Origin of the sequence: Flavobacterium sp. CSZ (assembly GCF_015350725.1) — a bacterium.
Taxonomy (GTDB): Bacteria; Bacteroidota; Bacteroidia; order Flavobacteriales; family Flavobacteriaceae; genus Flavobacterium.
This window is the reverse complement of the sequence record NZ_JADKPQ010000004.1, coordinates 170,470-192,755: the sequence shown is the minus strand read 5'-3', so window position 1 is coordinate 192,755 and position 22,286 is coordinate 170,470. Positions and strand designations below refer to the sequence as shown.

The 22,286-nt window shown below is 34.4% G+C and carries 21 protein-coding genes and 1 other RNA gene; 6 read left to right on the top strand and 16 right to left on the bottom strand.

Going from position 1 to position 22,286, the window contains the following annotated elements:
• Positions 1-48: 48 nt before the first annotated feature.
• Positions 49-2,565, top strand: coding sequence for an outer membrane beta-barrel family protein (locus IRZ78_RS06435; protein ID WP_194615744.1), 2,517 nt, complete (start codon positions 49-51; stop codon positions 2,563-2,565).
• Positions 2,566-2,806: 241 nt separating this feature from the next.
• Here the strand turns inward: IRZ78_RS06435 and IRZ78_RS06430 are convergent, their stop codons facing one another.
• Positions 2,807-2,977, bottom strand: a complete 171-nt coding sequence (locus IRZ78_RS06430; protein ID WP_194615743.1) for a hypothetical protein — start codon at positions 2,975-2,977, stop codon at positions 2,807-2,809.
• A 418-nt stretch (positions 2,978-3,395) separates the two neighbouring features.
• Between IRZ78_RS06430 and fumC the strand changes: the two genes are divergently transcribed.
• Entirely contained in the window at positions 3,396-4,781 is a 1,386-nt protein-coding gene (gene fumC / locus IRZ78_RS06425; RefSeq protein ID WP_194615742.1) for a class II fumarate hydratase, read from the top strand.
• Between the two features lie 149 nt (positions 4,782-4,930).
• Here the strand turns inward: fumC and IRZ78_RS06420 are convergent, their stop codons facing one another.
• The gene (locus tag IRZ78_RS06420) at positions 4,931-6,133 is read right to left on the bottom strand and encodes an NAD(P)-dependent oxidoreductase (protein ID WP_194615741.1); all 1,203 of its coding nucleotides are present in this window, start codon (positions 6,131-6,133) and stop codon (positions 4,931-4,933) included.
• A gap of 240 nt (positions 6,134-6,373) precedes the next feature.
• Between IRZ78_RS06420 and IRZ78_RS06415 the strand changes: the two genes are divergently transcribed.
• The 4 genes from IRZ78_RS06415 to IRZ78_RS06400 all read left to right on the top strand — a co-directional run bounded on the left by IRZ78_RS06415 (position 6,374) and on the right by IRZ78_RS06400 (position 9,723).
• The gene (locus tag IRZ78_RS06415) at positions 6,374-7,576 is read left to right on the top strand and encodes a serine hydrolase domain-containing protein (RefSeq protein WP_194615861.1); all 1,203 of its coding nucleotides are present in this window, start codon (positions 6,374-6,376) and stop codon (positions 7,574-7,576) included.
• Positions 7,577-7,643: 67 nt separating this feature from the next.
• Positions 7,644-8,040, top strand: a transfer-messenger RNA (tmRNA) gene (gene ssrA, locus IRZ78_RS06410).
• A gap of 121 nt (positions 8,041-8,161) precedes the next feature.
• The gene (locus tag IRZ78_RS06405) at positions 8,162-9,322 is read left to right on the top strand and encodes a tyrosine-type recombinase/integrase (protein ID WP_194615740.1); all 1,161 of its coding nucleotides are present in this window, start codon (positions 8,162-8,164) and stop codon (positions 9,320-9,322) included.
• Between the two features lie 68 nt (positions 9,323-9,390).
• Positions 9,391-9,723: a hypothetical protein gene (locus tag IRZ78_RS06400; protein ID WP_194615739.1), complete on the top strand. Its 333-nt coding sequence runs from the start codon at positions 9,391-9,393 to the stop codon at positions 9,721-9,723.
• 3 nt (positions 9,724-9,726) lie between these two features.
• On the opposite strand, the gene IRZ78_RS06395 is transcribed toward IRZ78_RS06400, so the two are convergent.
• The 14 genes from IRZ78_RS06395 to IRZ78_RS06330 form a co-directional block, all read right to left on the bottom strand.
• Positions 9,727-10,116 (bottom strand): hypothetical protein, encoded by a 390-nt coding sequence (locus IRZ78_RS06395; protein WP_194615738.1) that lies wholly within the window; start codon positions 10,114-10,116, stop codon positions 9,727-9,729.
• A gap of 7 nt (positions 10,117-10,123) precedes the next feature.
• Complete coding sequence (locus IRZ78_RS06390; protein WP_194615737.1) at positions 10,124-10,753, bottom strand: SOS response-associated peptidase; 630 nt, start codon at positions 10,751-10,753, stop codon at positions 10,124-10,126.
• A 35-nt stretch (positions 10,754-10,788) separates the two neighbouring features.
• Positions 10,789-11,187 (bottom strand): hypothetical protein, encoded by a 399-nt coding sequence (locus IRZ78_RS06385; RefSeq protein WP_194615736.1) that lies wholly within the window; start codon positions 11,185-11,187, stop codon positions 10,789-10,791.
• Between the two features lie 136 nt (positions 11,188-11,323).
• Positions 11,324-11,944 (bottom strand): hypothetical protein, encoded by a 621-nt coding sequence (locus IRZ78_RS06380; RefSeq protein ID WP_194615735.1) that lies wholly within the window; start codon positions 11,942-11,944, stop codon positions 11,324-11,326.
• On the bottom strand, positions 11,941-12,381 hold the full coding sequence (locus IRZ78_RS06375; protein ID WP_194615734.1) for a CHAP domain-containing protein: 441 nt from the start codon (positions 12,379-12,381) through the stop codon (positions 11,941-11,943). The genes IRZ78_RS06380 and IRZ78_RS06375 overlap by 4 nt, the downstream gene beginning before the upstream one ends.
• Before the next feature lie 7 nt (positions 12,382-12,388).
• Complete coding sequence (locus tag IRZ78_RS06370) at positions 12,389-12,808, bottom strand: phage holin family protein (RefSeq protein WP_194615733.1); 420 nt, start codon at positions 12,806-12,808, stop codon at positions 12,389-12,391.
• 33 nt (positions 12,809-12,841) lie between these two features.
• Positions 12,842-15,040, bottom strand: a complete 2,199-nt coding sequence (locus IRZ78_RS06365; RefSeq protein WP_194615732.1) for a hypothetical protein — start codon at positions 15,038-15,040, stop codon at positions 12,842-12,844.
• A 9-nt stretch (positions 15,041-15,049) separates the two neighbouring features.
• Complete coding sequence (locus IRZ78_RS06360; RefSeq protein WP_194615731.1) at positions 15,050-15,562, bottom strand: hypothetical protein; 513 nt, start codon at positions 15,560-15,562, stop codon at positions 15,050-15,052.
• Positions 15,563-15,566: 4 nt separating this feature from the next.
• Positions 15,567-15,785 carry a hypothetical protein gene (locus IRZ78_RS06355; protein ID WP_194615730.1) on the bottom strand — a complete coding sequence of 73 codons (219 nt, stop codon included), beginning with the start codon at positions 15,783-15,785 and terminating at the stop codon, positions 15,567-15,569.
• Positions 15,786-15,787: 2 nt separating this feature from the next.
• Positions 15,788-18,535 (bottom strand): hypothetical protein, encoded by a 2,748-nt coding sequence (locus IRZ78_RS06350; protein WP_194615729.1) that lies wholly within the window; start codon positions 18,533-18,535, stop codon positions 15,788-15,790.
• Positions 18,536-21,004 carry a hypothetical protein gene (locus IRZ78_RS26395; protein ID WP_194615728.1) on the bottom strand — a complete coding sequence of 823 codons (2,469 nt, stop codon included), beginning with the start codon at positions 21,002-21,004 and terminating at the stop codon, positions 18,536-18,538.
• Between the two features lie 134 nt (positions 21,005-21,138).
• Positions 21,139-21,441 carry a hypothetical protein gene (locus IRZ78_RS06340; protein ID WP_194615727.1) on the bottom strand — a complete coding sequence of 101 codons (303 nt, stop codon included), beginning with the start codon at positions 21,439-21,441 and terminating at the stop codon, positions 21,139-21,141.
• Between the two features lie 77 nt (positions 21,442-21,518).
• Positions 21,519-21,863, bottom strand: a complete 345-nt coding sequence (locus IRZ78_RS06335) for a hypothetical protein (protein WP_194615726.1) — start codon at positions 21,861-21,863, stop codon at positions 21,519-21,521.
• A 1-nt stretch (position 21,864) separates the two neighbouring features.
• Positions 21,865-22,284 (bottom strand): phage tail tube protein, encoded by a 420-nt coding sequence (locus IRZ78_RS06330; RefSeq protein ID WP_194615725.1) that lies wholly within the window; start codon positions 22,282-22,284, stop codon positions 21,865-21,867.
• Positions 22,285-22,286: the final 2 nt, after the last annotated feature.

Here is a 22,286-nt window from a genome sequence, read left to right as displayed (position 1 = left end):
ACCAAAAGGTACATTTGCGGTCTAAAAGAAAAAGAAACCAGAAATAAAATGAAAAAAATCAATTTTGCTGTATTACTTGTATTGCTATTTACAAGTTTTTACAATTATGCCCAACAAGGACCACCAGCCAACAACAAAGTGAAAGTTACAGGAAAAGTTTTCGAAAAAATAAGTAAACAGCCTCTTGAATACGCCACTATTTCGATCACAGCGCCAAATGATACTAAAGTTATTGCTGGGGGAATCACAAATCCTAAAGGGGAATTTGATGTAGCGGTTGCTCCTGGAACTTATGATATAAAAGTTGAATTTATTTCGTTTAAAGCAACAGAAATAAAAGGAAGAACGATACAGGGCGACACCAATTTAGGCGTTGTAAATCTATCAGAAGATGCAGCACAACTAAATGAAGTTGTAGTGCGCGCCGAAAAATCGACAGTAGAAATAAAACTGGACAAAAAAGTATACAATGTTGGTCAGGATATGATGGTAAAAGGCGGAACTGTAAGTGACGTTCTGGACAACGTACCTTCTGTTTCTGTTGATACCGAAGGAAATGTAAGTTTAAGAGGAAGTGATAATATCAGGATTTTAATCGACGGAAGACCTTCAAACGCAATTAATGTTGCTGAAGCTTTACGTCAGCTTCCTGCCGATGCTATTGATAAAGTCGAAGTTATCACCAACCCATCTGCGCGTTATGATGCAGAAGGAGGATCTGGATTAATCAACATTATCCTTAAAAAAGGAAAAAACCAAGGGATAAACGGAACTTTTATTGCCTCTACAGGTATTCCTGAAACTTACGGTGCAAGTGCTAACCTGAATTATAAAACAGAAAAAGTAAACTATTTTACTACTGCAGGATACAACTACAGAACCAATGAAGGTGGAGGATTAACCAATACAGAGTATTTTAAAGCCGACAAATCGACCAAAGGCTACCTGGATGAAGATCGTGATACCAAAAGAACAAACGAAGGATTCAATGGAAGAGCCGGTATAGAATGGACTGTTGCTCCTAATACTTTTTGGACAAACGCCATTAATTACCAAAAAAGCACAGGCGATACCAGAGATTTAATTAACTACAATAATTTTGATGCTGCGCATACATTTACCGGAACATCCTTTAGATTAAACAACGGAGATACCGATAGTGAGAATGTAGAGTATACTTCAAATTTAATCAAAAACTTCAACGATAAAGGACACAAACTTACTGCCGATTTATCGATTTCAAGAAATACAGATGACAGTAACAGTCTTATTACAGCATCACCAAATTTCAATAACACTTTAAACGATCAGGTTCAAAAACAAGTACAAGTTCAGGCTGATTATGTTTTGCCATTAGGTGAAGGAAGTCAGTTCGAAGCTGGATATAAAGGTAGTTTTGGAGATCTGAACAACGAATATTTAATAACAGATAATCAAGGTGTTAAAGATGATAAATTATCAAACACTTTAGAATACAAAGAAAACATCAACGCTATTTATACGCAGTATGGTTTCAAAGTAAACAAATTCTCTTATTTATTTGGTTTGCGTTGGGAAGACACCAATATTCAGGTGAACTTATTAGATAATAGCGACTTCAATACTAAGAAATACAACAACTTATTTCCTAGTGCTTTTATTAGTTACGAAATTTCAGAGCAGAGCAGCTTCTCAGCAAGTTACAGTAAACGTTTATCAAGACCTAGAGGACGTTTCATGAACCCTGCAACAAATTACTCCAGTAACGTAAATATCTTTCAGGGAAATCCGGATTTAGATCCTTCTTTAACTGATAAATACGATATTGGGTATATTAAACGTTGGGACAAAGTAACTTTTAATACCTCAGCATATTTCGAAAACACAAAAGATGTTTTCAGTTTCGTAAGAACCCCTACAGGTAGTGTTGTAGATTCTGAGGGTAATGTGGTAACTCCTACACCTGAGAACCCGGTTGAAGATGGAATTCCGGTCATTTTAAGCCGCCCTATTAACTTAGGAAGAGAGCAAAAATTTGGTTTTGAATTTACACTGAATTATACGCCATTAAAAAAATGGAGAATCAACAGTAACTTCAACATTTACAACGTAAAAACTACCGGAAACAATACCTACACAGATAACAAAGGAAATGTAGTTGTACAAGATCTGGATAATCAAGCCACAACCTGGTTTGCAAGAATCAACTCTAAGCTAACTTTACCATACAAAATCGACTGGCAATTAAGCGGGGTATACAATGGCGAGCAAAAAACGGCTCAGGGTAAAAACCTGGGACAATTTGCCATGAACACCGCTTTTAGTAAAGATGTCTTAAAAGACAAAGCTACAATCGCATTCAATATTAGTGATATTTTCAACTCAAGAATCATGAGGTCGTATACTTACCTTCAAAACGACACCACGCTTGAGAGCCAGACATCATATGGCGAAATGCAATTCCGTAAACGTCAATTCAACTTATCTTTTACGTATCGTTTCAACAAACCTAAAAACGAAAGAGAAAAGAACGGAGCCCCTAAAAATGATGGTGGCGGTGACGGCGGAGGAGAATTTCCGGGATAATATTTCTTGAAATTCCAAAATTTAAAATCCAAATTCCAATTTAAAAGTTGGAATTTGGATTTTTTGATTTACAAAGGAATCCTACAGTTTTTTTTTAAACCCACCCGATTTAAATAGTTTCAATCAAATTGGAACTTGAAACTTATTTTTTATTTTTTTTCAGTTTTGGAATTTTATTTTATTTCCATAAAAAAAAAGGACTCGCAAAAACGGGTCCTTTTTTTATGAAGTCAACTTAAAATTAAATTGCTTGTTCTGCTTTTTTCTTTGCTCTTTTCTCTTTGATAAGTTCCCAGCTTGCTCCCGTAACCCAATAAGATACGAAACCAACTAAGAAAAACATCAACCAAAACCCTATAGTTAGTATGGTCAAGAAAAGTAAAAAGCCTAAGTACTGTGAAAATTCAAACATGTTTTCCGGAATTTTTGAATGTAAGGACAAATGTATGTTTTATATTTTTCCTTAGCAATAAAATCCAAATCAATTTTCATAAAATCACAATAATCCGTATATTTAAACTCATTTTAAATAAGGTTTTTTTTCTATTATTATTTAACTAGCTAAACTATAAGAACATGAGTATTTTCAGGAGCCGTTTCCCGCTATCCGTTACAATCTTTTATGTTTTTAAAGAAAAAACATAAAAGGATTTCCACTACTATCGGGGTTAGGTACTCATTTTCAAAAGAAATTTCAATCATAAAAGTAAAAAATCGGTTTTAATCCGCGTTTTTACGAAGTAAATCCGTTTCATCCGCGTCTTATTTACCAAAATTCTTTACCGATTACACATATAACATTTTACATATAACATTTTACAAAAAACAACATGAAATACAGAATAGAAAAAGACACCATGGGCGAAGTACAGGTCCCTGCCGATAAATATTGGGGAGCACAAACAGAACGTTCCCGTAACAATTTCAAAATTGGCGCTTCGGCCTCAATGCCACAAGAAATTATCGAAGGATTCGCTTACCTAAAAAAAGCCGCCGCATACGCCAATGCCGACTTAGGGGTTTTACCTGCCGAAAAACGTGATGCTATAGCAGCCGTTTGCGACGAAATCCTTGCCGGACAACTTAAAGATGAGTTTCCATTGGTAATTTGGCAAACCGGTTCAGGAACACAAAGCAACATGAATGTCAACGAAGTGGTTGCCAATCGCGCACAAGTATTAAAAGGATTCAATATTGGCGAAGGCGAACCGTTTATCAAAGCCAATGATGATGTCAACAAATCACAATCATCAAACGACACCTTCCCTACTGCCATGCACATTGCAGCATACAAAATGGTCATCGAAACTACTATTCCCGGGGTCGAAAAACTACACGCCACTTTAGCAGCAAAAGCAGCCGAGTTCAAAGACGTGGTAAAAATTGGACGTACCCATCTTATGGATGCAACTCCACTAACTCTAGGACAGGAAATTTCAGGATATGCCGCGCAACTATCTTTCGGATTAAAAGCACTTAAAAATACATTATCCCATTTATCAGAAATCGCTCTTGGAGGAACCGCAGTAGGAACCGGCCTAAATACACCAAAAGGTTACGACGTAAAAGTAGCTGAGTATATTGCAAAATTCACCAACCTACCTTTCGTAACTGCCGAGAATAAGTTTGAAGCTCTGGCAGCACACGATGCAATTGTTGAAACACATGGAGCCTTAAAACAACTGGCTGTTTCATTAAACAAAATAGCAAACGATATTAGAATGTTGGCCTCAGGACCACGTTCCGGAATTGGTGAAATTCATATTCCAGAAAACGAACCAGGATCATCAATCATGCCCGGAAAAGTAAATCCAACACAATGCGAAGCCTTAACAATGGTTTGCGCACAAGTGATAGGAAACGACATGGCAATTGCCGTTGGCGGAATGCAGGGACATTATGAACTGAATGTTTTTAAACCTGTTATGGCTGCCAATTTCCTTCAATCGGCAAGATTATTAGGCGATGCCTGCGTTTCATTCGACGAACATTGCGCACAGGGAATCGAACCGAATTACAAACGAATCAAAGAATTAGTAGATAATTCATTAATGCTGGTTACCGCTTTAAACACCAAAATAGGATACTACAAAGCAGCCGAAATTGCCCAAACCGCACACAAAAACGGAACTACTCTTAAAGACGAAGCAGTTCGTTTAGGCTATGTAACTCCCGAAGACTTTGACGCCTGGGTGAAACCAGAGGAAATGGTGTAAAAAAAACAGTCGCAGTCGCAGTCGCCTATAAAAAAGGCAGAAAACTAAAGTTTTCTGCCTTTTTTTGTTAGTTATATCATTATCTACAACTTTGACAAAGTTTACCCACTCTCAAAACTGAAAACTGAAAACTGAGACTGAAAACTTTTTTATTTCCCGTCAACGTAATCTTGCAAATAGCTAAACCTCTCGGTTAACTTACCATTTTCGGTTATTTTAGCGCGTTGCAGAATTCCGTCTTTATCTCCGTTAAAGAAAGCAGGAATTACATGTTCCATAAATTGCTCTCCAAAGCCTTCGCTGGCATCTTTAGGGATTTCGCATGGCAAATTATCTACTGCCATTACCACGACTGCTGCCGGGTGAAAAACCTCAACCTCTTTATCTTCTAAAGGAAAATAGCCGTAAATAGGTTCTTCAATTGTCGAAGAACGCAATGTACATGCGATTGGACCATTAACATCACAAGAAATATCAGCGACAACTTTTAGTTTACAATCACTCGCATTCAGCATCTCTCTCGATAAAATCATTGGAGCTCCGGTGGCATAAAAATGTCCTGCAAAATAAATATCCGTAACTTTAGTAAACTTTTCAAAATCAGAAACATATTCATCAGGATGCGCTACGAAATCATTAAAATCCTTTTCAAGACCATCTATTCTTTTATTGTATTCTAAAACATCCAACTGAACATACACAGGCTGTGCATAATTTTTGCTTAAGTAATTTTCAACCGTAATTTCTTTTACTTTTATAGCATCAAGAATTTCTTTGGCACCACTCCCCACCTTTCCGGTTCCGGTAATAACAAATTTTAATGCTGGTAAATTAAGACGTTTCAAATGTGCTATTAAGGCATCTTTTCCGGCAAGAGTTTCAGCTTTTGGTAATTTAAACAATTCGAATTTTATACCAAAAGCACGGATTCCGTTATAAACACCAACCATTCCGGCGTATTTTCCAAAACCAATTAAACGACGGTTTTGATCATCAACAATAGTTTCATGATCATACAAATCGATATTTTTTTCTAAAATTGATTTCAACAATTTCTGGTTATAAGGCTGTTTTTTTATCGTATGAGAAAAAAAGAAATAGGCTTTATTCGGAATCAAACTATCTACAGGAACTTCCTTTACTCCAAATAAAACATCAGAGCCCGAAACATCATCAGTCACAGTGATTCCCATACTTTTATATTGAACATCAGAAAAAATCCTAATATCAGAACTTTCTACCTCAACAACAGCATCATCATACGTTTGTTTTAGCTTTGCAAGTTCATTTGGTGAAAATACAACACGTCGATCCGGTGGATTTTTTCTTTCTTTTATAATTCCAAATTTCATTTATAGCAGATTAAAATAATTATTAATATAACTTTTTTACTTCAATTTGTTTCAAATATAACAAATTTAGTTAAAGTTTTGTTGTAAAAATACAATTTAGAATGTTTTAAAACCGTTAAAAGCTGAATAACAACCAACTAATTAAACTACGTCTTAATGTTTTGTTAAAATACTCTTTTTAAACAGTAAAAAAGGACAAAACATAAATATTGAATTCTATATATTTGTTTTTAAAGAATGATGAAAATGAGCCTCCTTAAAAAAACAAATATACCACAAATACTTTTCTCAATACTAGTTTTAACCTCTTGTGGTAAAGACAAAAAAACACAAACAGATACAGCAGCAGAAGTCGAAGATACTTTACCTAGAATGAAACCATTAGCGAATGAAACAAAAATTTCACAAGCTTATATAAATTCAGTAACAGGAAGAATAAATCATTTTTACAATAAAAACTGGCCCAACAATACGATGAATGGAAGTTTTTTAGTAGCAAAAAACGGTCAGATTATTTTTGAAAGATACAATGGTTTCGCCAATAAAAACGAAGGAACTAAGATTACGGCAGAAACTCCGGTGCAAATTGCTTCGGTAAGTAAAGTTTTGACTGCAACTGCAGTTTTAAAATTGGTAAATGCCGGTAAAATCGATTTGGACCAAAAAGTAAATACGATTTTAAAAACATTCCCTTATCCTGATTGTACTGTAAGAATGCTGTTAAGCCACCGCAGCGGAATGCGCAATTACGCTTATTTTACAGACAGAGACAAGTCGGTTTGGAACAGACATAATCAGCTTACAAATAAAGATATTCTTGATATTTTAGCCACAAAAGATATTGGCTTAGAATCTAAAACCGGAACACGTTTTAGTTATTGCAATACCAACTATGCAATGCTTGCACTCATCATCCAAAAAATCACAGGTCTCTCATACAAAGAAGCGATGTCTGAAATGATTTTTAAACCGTTAGGCATGACCCATACCTATGTTTTTGATAATGATAAAGACAGAAAAAAGATTGTTCCTTCTTATAAAGGTAATGGTGTAGAAATTGGTTTTGATTACCTGGATAATGTTTACGGAGATAAAAACGTATTTTCGACTGCAAGAGATCTTTTAAAATTTGACCGTGCCAGAAATGCTCCGGGATTTTTAAAACCTGAACTTTTAAAACAAGTTTATACCGGTTATAGCAATGAAAGAAAAGGTACAAAAAATTACGGTTTAGGAATTAGAATGATCAATTGGGAAACCGGACAGAATTATTACTTTCATAACGGTTGGTGGCATGGTAATACCTCATCGTATATTCCGTTAATGAAAGAACATGTAACCATTATTGCTTTATCCAATAAAATGACCAGAAACACGTATGCGGTTCGTAAACTGGCTCCAATTTTTGGTGATTATCCGTTTAATTTCAAGGATGAAGAATAATATTATTTTTCTGAAAAATTTATTACAAAACTAACTTCAAATAGTATAAATTTGCAAACTCATTTTTGGGGTCGACTGGTTTTGACAGCAAGTCGAATTGAAAAGTAAGCACGTCGAGCATTGAGACCTTGCTCGTAAATATAAGATCTTACAATTTTACACGGCGAAAATAACTACGCTTTAGCTGCATAATCCGAATTATAGTAAGATTAAGCCACGTCCCTATCAGATAGGGAAGCTGGATTCTCCTTGAAAGCCTTGGTTTGTGGCGGTCAGTACAGGGGAACCGTAAAAATAGACCTAGATTTCCATGAGCTTCGGGTGGAGATCGAAATTAAGAAGATAAGTGTTGAGTGGTTGTTCCTGACCTAGCTCAACAACGAAAATCCAATCAGGAAATAAACGTGTAGAAAGCTCTTTAGTTGCTTGTTTGGACCCGGGTTCGATTCCCGGCGACTCCACAAAAACCCCTGTAAATACAGGGGTTTACAATGAGAAAAAGAAAAAAGTGAACAAAAAGAGAACAGAATTATAAATAATTGATTTAATGTCCCCGCAAGCATTTTAATTTTAAAACAAATTAAAATGAAATCAATTTACACAATTCCAAAGATTGTCAAGTATGACGATCTTTCAAAAGCCTGGTTTGTCTATTTTAGATACGACAAAAAGCTTTTCCGTTATAAATTCGGAATTAACTACATCAACAATTACAAAAAACGCCTAGTCGAAGCCGAATCGATTCGAGACGCTTTACACCAAAAACTAAAGGAATCGTGGAACCCTAATATTCCGGATTTAATAAACACTTATAACAATATGTTATTTAGTGAAGCTTTAGATTTTTCAATCGAAAAGAAAACACCTAATCTAGGATCAAAAACTTTATGCGGTTATAAGAGTACTTCAAAATTCATAAAGGAAGCTTTAAAAGCTACAAATATGGACAACCTACTCATTGCCGAAACCAAAAGAATACATATAAAATTAATTATTGAAAAAACAAAAGAGCAGCGAAAGTGGTCAAACAAATCATTCAATAAAAATTTAGGTTATTTAAAAGCGATTTTATCAGAATTAATGCAATGGGATATAATTGAAAATAATCCAGCACACGGAATAAAATCCTTAAAAGTCGGTGAAATCACCGCATTCACCCCGGCAACCGATGATGAAATCAAACTGATAAAGCAAAAAATACTTTCAGAATTCCCAAGCTTTTACACTTATATAATTTCAATTTTTCATACCGGAATCAGACCTGAAGAACTACTCCACATTCAACTTAAAATGATTGACTTAAAAAAATCACAAATCATACTTCCTCCCGGAATAACCAAAACCGATATCGAAAGAATTGTTCCTTTAAATCCATTTTTAAAAGCATACCTTGAAGAAATGAACCTATCACAGCACAACCAAGAGTTTTTTATTTTCGGATCAAAACGCGAACACACCAATCGTGGTTTAAAAAAAGAATTAGATTTTATACCAGGGCCACGAAGATTAAATAGAGATTGCGCTTCTAAACTATGGAGAAAACTAATCATTGACGGTCTAAAGATTAATGTAAACATGTATTCTTTAAAACATCTAGGAGCAAACAAGAAAATATTAGCCGGTGTTGAGCTGGATGCACTACGAGAACTTTATGGACATACTTCAAAAATGATGACTTTACGATATGCTAAAGTAGTAAAAGAAGTCAATCGAAATCAGATCATGGAAAAATCACCCGATTTTTAACTTTTACAAGACCTAAAAAGCTGTTACTTTTAAACAGTTTTTTAGGCAAAAATCATTAAATTTGATACATGAAAAATCACACACTCATATTATCAGCAGCGAAAGTTACTATTCCTGAAAATGCAACAATCGACTTTATCACGAGTTTGATCAATCGTGGATTAACCGGCATAGAATATTTTGGACCGGAGATCGATAGCCAAGAAGATTTTATCGAACCAGATATGAAGCTGGCCAGTGAAGATATCTCGCATTTCGAATTCTTTTTTGATACTGAAGAACCGATAGAATACGAGTTACTTTCTGAAACTGATGTAGATGGTTTTATCTTGGACTTAATAAAAAAATCCGCTAACATTGATCTGCGAGCGGATGGTAAGGATATATTAGTATACCTCTAAATTTTAAAAGTCCTCATCTAAATTTATTGATTCATCATCAATATTTGTTTCCAATGAAGGTGAGAGGTCAATATAAGTTACAGTTACCTCTTCGGCATACTTATTAATATCCGGCGCAACAACTTTCAGAATTTCGTTTATTTTTTCACTTGCAATTTTCTCAATTTCTGGATTTGAAAGTTTAATACCAGATTTATCTGCAATGCCAGGTATTCGATCTAATAAGAATTCAAGAAGCACAAATCTGCATTTCTCAAAATGCTCACCTATTGCATCATCTTCATAAAACAATTGATAAGGATACTGATATTGTATTAACTCTTTTCTAGAGTATAAACATTCAAGATAGATTTGGATTAGCTTTTTGTTTTGTTTTTCACTGAATGTAATCATTGTTATTTTAATTAGTTGGAAATGCAATTATTTTTGAGTCATATTTTGGAAATGCAAAGCTTTTAATATCAGTTTTAGGATCTAGCCATTTTTGCTCATCTTCCCTATTTACAATGAGAGGCATTCTTTCCCGGTTATTATGCACAAACCGCATCACTTCGTTAGCTTGAGTCGTCACCATCGTGTAAGTCCTTAAAACGTCTCCGTTTGCTGGATTTACCCAGCTGTCATAAAGTCCAGCAAAGCAAAATATTTCATCTGTTTGTGATGATATAAAGTACTTCTCTTTCTTTTTCCCCTTGATATCCAACCAGCGCCACTCATAATATCCAGTAGCAATGATCAGGCAACGATTTGAATTAATGTTTTTATACGATGGAGTAGTATCTATACCTTCGATCCTGGCATTTAAAGTGTTTTCTCTAAAAGAAGTATCTTTCGCCCATGATGGTACCAGCCCCCAAGTAAAGTCAGTTTCAATTATTTTCGGATTACTATTCGTTATAATAGGTATATTTGGATGTTCGAATCCATTTACAAAAACACCCTCGTAAAAACTTCCGGTATTGTTCACGGCAATATTAAAACGAATCTTTACATCGCGCCTACTTCCCTTTTGATCAACGTAGTAACACATAATTAATTATTAACGTTATACTCAAATTTACAAAATTAATCTGGATCATTTTTTCTAGCGGTAATATTTTCACCCCAATGGCGAGTACCTCTTTCTTCTTTACCAACACCTAATCTTCTATCGCGTTTAGATTGATAGCTATTCGTATGCTCGCTTAACACTTGTTTAGGTGGGTACATTATAATATGGTAAAAGTTTAATTTTGAATTGTCTTTTAATTTTATTCCAAATGGAATAAATTCATAATCAAACTTTAAATGAATTAATATTTTACAAAGTGCATAGGTATCCTCTTCACCTAATCTTTCATGCATTAAAACACCTGTATGCAAAAAATTCAACAATGCATTATACCCTCTTTTATCTTTTATAAGTCCTGAATATTTTAAAATATATTCATCAACTTCTGCTGCTTTTTCGACATCTGTTTTCATCTTCATAATTTAGAAAAACAAAATTAACACAGATCATAACACATTTATCTTAATATATTGTTCTAAATTATAACAAAAACCAAAAAGCGATCCATCAATGAACCGCTTTCCCAAACAACCAAACCAAATATAAACACTACTTCTTTTTCTCGATTTTCATTATCCGGCTTTCACCACAATCATCAAAATTTTTAGATGTAAATTCTTTTTTGCCAAACAAACGAGTTTTAATACCTAAAAATTTCCATTGGCGGCGCTCCCAATAAAGAACACCATCAGATTTATTATTAAACTGCCTATCCAATACACGCCATTTAAGCTTATTATTTTCATAACTAATAATTCCCTTTGTCGTCCAACAATTCAACGTATCTATCACTTCCTGACTTGTGGGAGTATTATTCCTTACAGCTTCTACAATTCCTGAAAGATCCGTTTCTCTCTTGGTAGTATCCTGGTACTTATAAGAATTAGATACAATACTTTCAATTCGACTTGCCTTTATACCGGCATTATCTAATTTCTTTTTCAGATCTGAATTTTGATACTTCAGATACTCGTTCATTTCTTTTTCGTTCAAAATTTGAGTAGCAAAAAGAAGCATTTCGGATTTTCTTAATTGAGTGGCATTTTCGGTTTGCCTTAAATTTTCTGACTTTTGAAAAGTGTAATCTTTATAAAACCAAACGACAGCCACAACCAAAACAATAATAAGCACAAGCTTAATATTATCCCCTAACAATTTAAAAGAAATCATGGATGTACAAATATTACGTTTTTGTTTTTTCTAACTCGCTTCATAACATTTCCGCCGTTGCTATCGTTTCCAATAGCAGTATTACCTTCAATAGTCTGAAACTCCTTATCATTTATCCATTTCACAAAAAGCCCAGTATGATCATATCTACCATCTGCATTCCAATCAAAAAATACAATATCACCTTCGACAGGATTTTTTGTAATTTGATTTACTTTTTTAAAATACGCTACAGCAGTTTGACAACCAGCGTAACCTCTTGAAAACCCTATTTTAGGCAACTGAAAACCAGCCTGAGCATAACACCAGGAAACAAATATTCCACACCAGGCAACACCATCCAAACCAAACCATTTACCATACTGTGTTTTATTTGAATTAGCTGGTTTTTCAGTTTGACCAATTTCTTTTTCTGCAATTCTTAAAATCTCATTCATTATGTAATTATTTAGTTATTACATTCCCCGTATCAGAGAATAAATTTTTTATTTGAAAAGTGATCAATCTGCGAACTGGTCTTATGAAATATTTTACAAAATCAGTATCTTTTCCTATGACTTCCATGTTTTCCAAAATTGAAACAACTTCGATGTAAATCATAATACTTATCATAGAATCCCCAAACAGACTAGAGTATTCATTTCCAAACCTACTGTCGCTAACGCTTTTTATATTTAAAAGCACTATACCCATAACTATAGCACCGCCATACTGAGTAAACTTTGTAAATGTTTTTCTAAATCCTTTTGAAGTTCTTATCGTTTTTGTCAATGTTGCCTTAGTAACACCAAAAACAAAATCTAAAGCGCACATGATAAATAATCCAATTATTAAACTACCATCGGGTAAATATTTTAAAATCATAGCAGTTGATTTTTATTATTATTTTGTCTTAAATTATTGTGTTACATCATATTGAAATGTAATACTTCCGTTTGTGCTCCCAAACCCGCTCGATGGTGTGTTGTATATAGCTGATGCTATCGAAGTGCTAGCTGTAAAATTAACCGTTACCAATCTATTAATGTTTGCGACTACTGTATTGCCTGAGCCAAAATTATAACTTAAAACTGCCCCTGTTCTGTTCACTGGCAATGTAAAATTAAAACTTGTCAATGTACTTGCGTTTATCTCATTTGCTGCAAATCTAATAGTCACAGTTACAATATTTCCAATTTTAGTATAAATAGCACTTATTATTGTCATAGATGTGATATTCACTAAACTGCTAGTTGTTGGCGTATAAGTTCCTGATGTTGGCAATGATGTTGCATCCGCTTTTAAAGCTAAAGCCGTATCTATTTCGCCTTTACGCATAAAATGATTTGTATTACTTGCAGCTACAGAACCCGAAGCATTCCCTGCGACTTGAAATATATCTCCGTTGTCTGTAAACGTACCTCCTTTTTGAATCTTAACATTTCCTGTGCCTGCCCAAATACGAATGTTAGCCGTTAATCCGGTTCCTGTGTTTGTTGGGTTAGTTGATATTTCTAAATCTGATGTTGTGGCTTGCGTTGCTATGCTCGCAGTTCTAATTGCATCACGCCCAAAATAAATACCCGCTGCCCAACCATTGCCTACTATGTTTAAACGCATAGGCTGACCCGCGACCGGATTTTTTAAAGTAACCTGGTGATCTAATGATATTGCGAAAGGATCGGTTGTTGCAGTTCCAATACTTACAGCACCTCCAAACGGGTTTAAATTTACGGTGTTATCAGTATTAAAAATTAGCTGAGAAACATTAGATTGTAGAACGCTACCTACATAATCACCACCTATAATCAACTTCTGTCTTGCACCACCTGAAACCCCTCTATTTGGACCAATATTAATGATGTCAGTAGAGTTATTCATTAAAATATTAAATCCCTGGTATGTTGTATAATCTGCTGCATAATCAGAGTTGAACATTTCAAATTTACTTGTCGTTCCTGTAGGTGTTCCATTGGGCATAATGTAAAATCTCGCAGGAATGTTTGTTCCCGACGGTCTAAACACATAATACCCTTGATCAGACGCATAAAAAGGCTGATTAAAAAAGGCAGCGAACTGATTTCTTATCGCTTGCAACGATTCCGAATAATTATAAGTTCCATCTGTGATATTATTACCATAGGTTGTTAAAACCGCTGTTTTAGTTTCATTTCCTGTACCATGAATAACATTTGCATCTAAAGCCCTTGCATCTAATTGTGCTTGTATTGAGCTTGTTGCATCATTAAACAATTTCTGATTCTCTGTTTGGTATCGTTTACCGGATGAATCAGGAATAATCGTAGTAGTCAAACTGACAACCCCTACTTGACCATTAACAGACTGTACGGCATCTGTAGGCGTTAGCAGTTCACTCCAATTACCCAGTACAGAAGAAGGTAAAACACGTAATATAAATGATTTACTAATGTCTGACCTAATAGCAACATCACCCTGATCAGCTCCGGATAAAGCTAACATTTGCGCTTCCGAACTTACCGGAAATGTTTCTGATATTGCTAAAGCAGGAACTTGACTGTTTGGCACTTTTCCATCTGCTCCAAGTGTTGCAACACCATTTGCAATTCCTTTTTGAGATATAGGTATTTTTGTGTCTAGCTGGTCTTTAGTTGCTTTGATAGAAGGATATAACTGATCATTTATAGTACTGAAATCAGTTGCTTTATTTATTACCTTTTCATAAAAATCAACTACCGACACATCTGTAACCAAATAAATACCAAAATCAATTGTATCAGCCGGAACAGGCTCAGCAAAAGAACTACTTATACTTTCCGCGCCAACAACCTTTGTAAATGTATTCGAAGTATTAAACACAATCCTATCTAATCTTTGTTTACCAGTCGCTGCATAAGGAAAATTAATAACCACATCTACAGGATTTGAATAATTAACCCCGTTTATTTGCCAAATCCAACCAGCATACATTGTTAAATCCTGCTCGACTAAGACAAAAGTTCCAACCGTAACCACACGATTAACATTACTAAGTTTAGCATCTAAATAAGCAAAATTCTGATTTATAATATCAGCAGCTATTCTTGCTGGCGTTCCTGTTTTATCGTTCGCCGTAGCGCCTTTAAATATTTCTTCCATAACACTATATTATTTATAACCAACAATTATTTTCAAAGACCATTTTCCAACATCAATACCCGATATCGTCAAATTATTCGCTATCGCGCCCGGTGCAGAATTATATGAAGTCATAACAACTAATTCATCATTAGTCATTATTTTAATTACAGTATTATTAAGATTATTATACTGAACACCTACTCCACTAGGTTGATTTGTTGAATCCCATTTTGACGGCGTGCAAACAGTAACAACATCACCAACAGCAAAACCATTATTAGAAACTTTACACACCAACATAGCCACAGCGGAATCAATAATAGCAGACTCAGGCAAACCTGTTGCAATTGAATAATTTCTGTCTACTGAAAAAGATTCCAATAACAAAACTTTTGATTTAGCAACTTTACCTAATTCTTGCACCATAAAATCTATAATTTTATTTTCAACTGCTCTGTGATCAACTGCAGGTATTCCTGAAGCGTCCTGTAGATTCACCGCAATAAATTCTCTCACTTGATTTTCTGTAATATCTGCCATAACTTTATTTATAATCCGGTTTTAAATAATCTACATTTGAATAATCTTCCACCACAACTGGCGGTAACGGTATAATATCAAAATCAAACGTATCAACCGTACTATCAAAAGTTACTGTCATACTATCAAAAGTGAATATTCCAGGCTCTATAAGACCAACACTCTCATTTACTGAAGGAAACCTACTATTCCCAACACCAATTCTTTGTACATTTTTATTCATAGCTATATTTCAAATCTAACAGGTTGATACAAATATGGAATTCCCAAAACAGTTCCTGATCCGTTTACAAAATCAATTGTATTCAATTGAATCCAAGAACTACCAGCATGAATAGCCGGAAAACCACCCGTTTGTAAAAGTTCAAAGATTATTTCATCGGTTGATATATAACCAATTGAATAAGGCAATTCATCATACGAAGCGTAATTACCATAATGCTCATATATTGTAATACCATTTTTGATTATCCTGAATTGAGTATTCCCAGTGTTATAAGCAAACATATAAGCACGCCCTTTAAGCACTAAATTAAAATTAGAAGGTATGTTAGGATCAATATTAAATTTATAACGAGCCAACATGTAATCCATATTCTCCAAAAAGATCAACTCTAGTGAAGCCGTATAACTTTTCATTCTAATAATATTCAACGTATCAAATGCCGTTGCACCATCATTATCAGTTACCTCAATTTTATACTGATATTCATCTTCAGTTAAATTATCGATCGTAGTTTCTAATTCCGTTGGAGTAGTAATAATATCACCAAAACCACCAATAGTTTTTGTCCATTGCTGCTTAACTATAAAACCATCAACGTCATATGCTACAGCAACCAGCGAAACCGATGTTTGATCATTTTCAAGAACGATATCAGCACCAGCATTAACAATTGGCGGGATGTTTTCAGGATTGGAACCTGAATCACCTGAATCACGATAAATAGCCCGTGCTAATGTTAGAGTTGTTTTGTTTTCATCTAAATTCCAAGAACAATTAACCGGTACAAACTGCTTATCATTTACATAATGAAACAAAATCAAATCACTAAATTTTACAGCATTAAGAGCCACAACATCTAATTTTTCAGAAGCCTCGTTAAACATTCTACGAATTACATTACAAACTGTTTTTTGGTATCTATCCGTTTCAATTTTGTAAATAGAATCAGTCCATTGCAACCAAGAATCACGACTTCCTAAAACTTCATCATCCTTATAAATGTTCACTGAAAAATTTCCTGAAGTAATTGCAAATTCAGTTTTCACAACCATCTGTTCCGAAGCATTATAATTATATATCACTTCAAGATTTTGTAAAACAGAACCACCGTAGTTAACCGTGTTTATATTATCTTTTATCAGATTCGCACCCTTTAAACTTACAACAGAATAAAACGCTCCTGACTGTTGAAAAGCATAACTAACAGGAATTAATATTGTGTTATAACTCAAAGTCGCTTCTCGTAATTTAGCCAACCTAAAAGAATTACTAAATGCCGAATCATCATCAGAATATACCAATTCCATTTCCTTATCAACTGTAAATTCATCAGATATTAAGTCCGTTACAATTAAATCTTCCTCAAAATTCACCGGAACGATTGATAATTTAGTTATTTCAAAACCTTTAATATTGGTTTGATAAATTGGCCCGCCTGGACGCCAAATTTTTAAATCTAATAATCCATCAAAAGGAACAACCCAATCGAAAACCAACTCAGCTTTACCATCCTCGAAAATCAATTTTTCAGAATCCGGAATACTTTCTTTTCTATTTGAAAAAACAACAACATCATTTAACAAAAACTGATACAACAAAGGATTAATGTATGCATCAGGCAAAATACCTGTCATAACCTTGTCGTATTTTATTATTGTAAAAGTTGCAGTAATTGTAACTTTTTGATATTGATATAAGTAAATCTTATTTTGTAGATTTACAAACTTAGCTTCATCAAACGGAGCAACAACTGGTATTTCTCCGAGACCTGGCAAATAATACTCCTTTAAAATTGCATTGACATAATCCGGAAAAATTGCCACACAATAAAAATCAGCATTACCATTCCAATCAGTTGAATAAATCTCACCAACAACACCAGCCATAACAGACCAACCATCATTACTTTCTTTTTCAATAGTCTTAGGAAAAGACTGAGGACTTCTTTTGTGCGATACTTCTATAAGATTATAAGGCGGTATCATCGTGACTGTAGGAGTAACTAAAGGCGTAATCCTTTTAAGCAATTTTGCTCCTTCAACATTACCCAACAACTCACCGCTAACATTATATAATTTAGCATTATAAGTACGAACATGGCGTTTATTTAATCCCTCAATATTCCAACGATTATCAGCCTGATAACAAACACACAAAGTATCCTGAAGTATCTTTTCTAAAATAGAATAAGCATCTTTCTTTTTTACTTTTTTATCATCTGTGAAAAATGATAACGTATCCAAATAAATTAAATTCCAATCCTTTTGTACCGAATTTTCTATAGCCGGATTAAAACAAACGTTTAGCCCTAAACTTGTTAAACTTAAAATTTTACACAGTATATCAATTACACTTTTTTCGTCTCGATAATAATCTTCAGGTAAGTATTTACCTTTTAAGCGACCAAGACCGCACGAAGCAGTAAATTCAACAAAGGTCACATTGTTAGTGTACGGCTCAGAATAGGTGTCAGGAACAACAAAACCTGACCATAATAATAAATCATCAGAAGTATTACGTAATTCGACTTTAAAACGAACCTCATTGCCCGTAAAAAAATTAATAAACTTTGCATCAACTAATTCATTATGAGCAAAATTAAAAGTTAAACTACTTCCAACAACCGCTAATTCATCTTTAGAATCAGATCCATTCCAATTTAAAATAATACTAGAACGAGACGCTTTTTCAATAATGAATACGTTTTCTAAAAGCACCTGGTCAATTATGTCAACATAATAACTCATCTATCCTAATCTATTTTTTCTTGATTCAGCTCGACCAAAAACAATTAATAAATCAGAACCTTTTATTTTAACTTCAGGGATTAAAACAGAAGAAGAAGAACCTGAAGACATAGAATTCCAAATCTTTTTTTGTTGATCAGAGTTAGCAATCATTTCACCCGAATTAACCCTTGCCAATATCTTGTCACCGTAAAAAGAAGTACCTGAAACAATACCTCCATTTGCAAACGCCTGGGTTCCACCACCCGCTTTACTAATCTTAGACTTAGCTAAAGTACCAACAGCCACTAAAGCAATACCAGCAGCTATAGCGACGTAAGGATTTAATGATTTTAAGGCTGTTTTAATAGCTAAAACCGCAACACCAGTTTCTATTGCAATCTTTCCAACTTGAATAGCCATATCTGCTAAAGTTGTTAAAAACAAATTTCCAATTGAAGAAAGCGATGCTCCACCACTAGCAAATTGACCAATTAACTCACCTAAACCCTCACCAAAACTCTGAAGTGTCGTTAACCATACTGAAGAAAATTTCTCATTAAAAGTCTCAGCATTAGCTACCATTTGTTGCTGTTCTTTATCGGCTGCAAACCTAGCACCTCTTACAGATGCAATCAATCTTTTCATCATCTCTTCGGTAGTCTCAGTAGCTTTTATTAAAGAACCAGGATCCAAATTAATTGCTTTGGCAAATTCAACACCTTTAATCAAATCATTTGCTCTTTTAACTTGTTCAGCAGTTATTGCTACTTCATCACGAAATCTCACTAATTTAGCTATTTCAGCATCATAAGCTTCCGCGGTACCAATTGATATAGTATCTTTTACATCGACACTAAAAGGAGCTATATCTTTAGGTTTTTTAACCTTTTTTTCTTTTTCAGGTGCAGCGACATCTACTGCCACTTGATCACCATTAAGCAAGTCTAAATTCTGCTTGTTCTTATTATATATTTCAGTTAATATTTTAGCCTCTGAGTCATACTTTGCATTTTTACGATCCAAAGCCTCATTAGCAAATTGCATCAACCTATTGTTTTCTTCGTAAAAAGCCTTTTCCGCTTCCCACCCTTTAGCTATAGCATTTTTTCGTTTTTCATTATAATCAGCTAAAGCTTTCTCACGGTCGAAGCCCGCTTTAATTTTACTTGCCTGATTTTCTTCTAATAATCTCGATGCAGCGCGTGCAGTTGCACCTGAAAGCAGAGCCGTATTATATTTCTCAATTGAAATACGCGCTTTATCTGTATTTATATTTTCTAAAGTAAGATTACCAAGATACTCAGGCGATATCTTATTAATTTCCTGAATAGCCTTTAAACGGTTTGCTTTTGTCTCATTTTCATTACGAGCCGTAATTAGCAATAACTCTAATTGGGATTTCTGATCTACTATTGAAGAAGTAGCTTCATCTGTCACTTTTTGAATTAACTTTTGAGAAGCAGATAACTCAACTGCCGCTTTTGCGGTTTCAATAAATGCATTTTTAGTAATCAAAATTATCCCTAGCAATATTGTAAGACCAGCCATGATAGGAATAATAGAAGCCGATATCAACGTAAAACCAGCAACAACAGCAGGAATAACCGACAGTATCCCACCAATAACCACAAGTAACGGACCAACAACAGCTACTAAGGCAGCCACTACCACGATTACCGTTTTTGCCCCTTCAGACAACTGGGAAAAAGCTTTTATTTTTTCATTAATAGCAGTTATAACCTTAATAAACAAAGGAAGAATAACAGCTCCTAACTGTTGACCGACTTGTTTTAAACTTTCAGTAAATATCCTAGTTTGATTTGCAGCTTCTCCTGAGGTTCGCTGGAAATCTCCTTGCGAATTTTTTGTAACGGATAGAATATAATTATATCGTAACTGTACCTTTTCAGCTTGAGACATTGTCTCGTACGTTTTCTTAATACCTGAATTTAAAGCGTATTGTTTTAAATTAACTTCAGTAATGACTATACCTAACTTTTTTAACGATTCTGTTTCACCTGTAAAAATTGCAGTTAATGCAGTATTAGCCTGATCAATACCAATATTCTTAAATGAAGCTAAATCACCAGCTAAAGCCACTATAGTAGTAGCCATTTTTGCAGCTTGATTAGTAGACAACCCCATACTTGTTGCCATATCACCATATGCAGCCGCCATATCTAAAGCAGTTCCTTCAGCTATACCAGAAGTCTCTAATGAAGTTTTAGCAAAATCCTTAACACCAGCCGATGAACCTTTAAAGGAAGCCTCTACCTTATTTAAGGATTCCGTATAATCACTAGCAAATTTTAAGGAAGCAGCACCAGCTGCCAAAATAGGAAGGGTAACATACGTTGATAAATTACGGCCAACTGCCTGCATCTTTTGTCCTACCTTATCGATAGTACGCAATGTGTTTTGCATATCGGTAGAAAACTGCCTAAGATCAACAGTTATACGTATATTTATACTCGCTAATGAAGCCATTATACCACTTTTAATTATTGAATAAAAGTAGTTTCAGACCAATTCTTAAAAGGTTACATTATGTAACTTTAAAACATAAAAAAAAGCCGCTATCTCTAGCGGCTTCAAAACATAAAATACAAAACAACCAATTTTTAATCTACAACTTTTTTTACTGCATCTTGACGTGCCCAATATGCATTCATTTTTTCAATATCATCGGCAATTTTTAATGCCCTTTCTTCAGACAGTACTTTTAATTGTTTTTCTTCCCATCTAAAAGTTAACACGTCAGTTTTCTGAGTTCCCTGATCCAAATAAGGCTGCATAACTGCAAACATAATTTCCCTGGTCATAACCCATCTTTCCTTAGAATACGCATCCTCTTTTTTACGCTGACCATTAACAGCATTGAAAAATGATCTTGGTGTTAAAGAATAGAATTCAATAAACGGCATTCTAAGCTCACCTAAAGCGATTTCTTCTAATTTATCCCAGGTTAGATTTTCTTTATTTTCGTCGTCATCACGACTATCTACTTTCCCTCATCATCAGAAACCTCACTTTTCGGCAATGATTCAACTAATGCATTTTTAAAATTATCTAAAGCATTAGGATCTTTGAAAAATTCATCTATAATATCAAAATCATCTAAACTTTCTTTATATCCTCCATACTCAATAGCCGAGATTAAAATTTCTTCTAAAACATCTATTTGAGTAAAAGTCAACTTTCCATCTACGGAATCCAAAATAGCCATTTTCAAAACAACATCATCAATCCCTGCAAGCTGCCACTTTCTGCCCAATACTCTAAAAAGCCCTAAGCCAAATTTTAACTTAAAACTCTTATCTCCTAATTGAATTACAATTTCATCCATACTACGCAGCTACTGTTGTAACAAAATCTCCGTTCCCCTTAAAAGAAGCATCTCCTGTAGCAACTCCATTTGTAGGAGCAGTCATATTGATACTTTCGATAAATGAATTTCCGGTAATAATTACATCACCCACAATTTCAGTTGAAAACTGAACTTCAACTTCAGATCCCTGCTGATAAGTATCTAAAATTTGCTTTGTAGCAATTTGGGTTGTAGAAGCAGTTGGTATATTCGCCACTAAGTAATTTGTCGAAACACCCCATGTGTAATTACCCGGAGTCACTTGCTCCCCATTTGTATCTTTTGAAGCGATACTTTCCATATTTCGGGAAGTTGTAAAGCTGCATTCCGTAGCATGAAAAATTGTTTTTCCATCTACTCTAATTCTTAAATTTTTTCCTGCATAGGTATTTCCTGCCATAA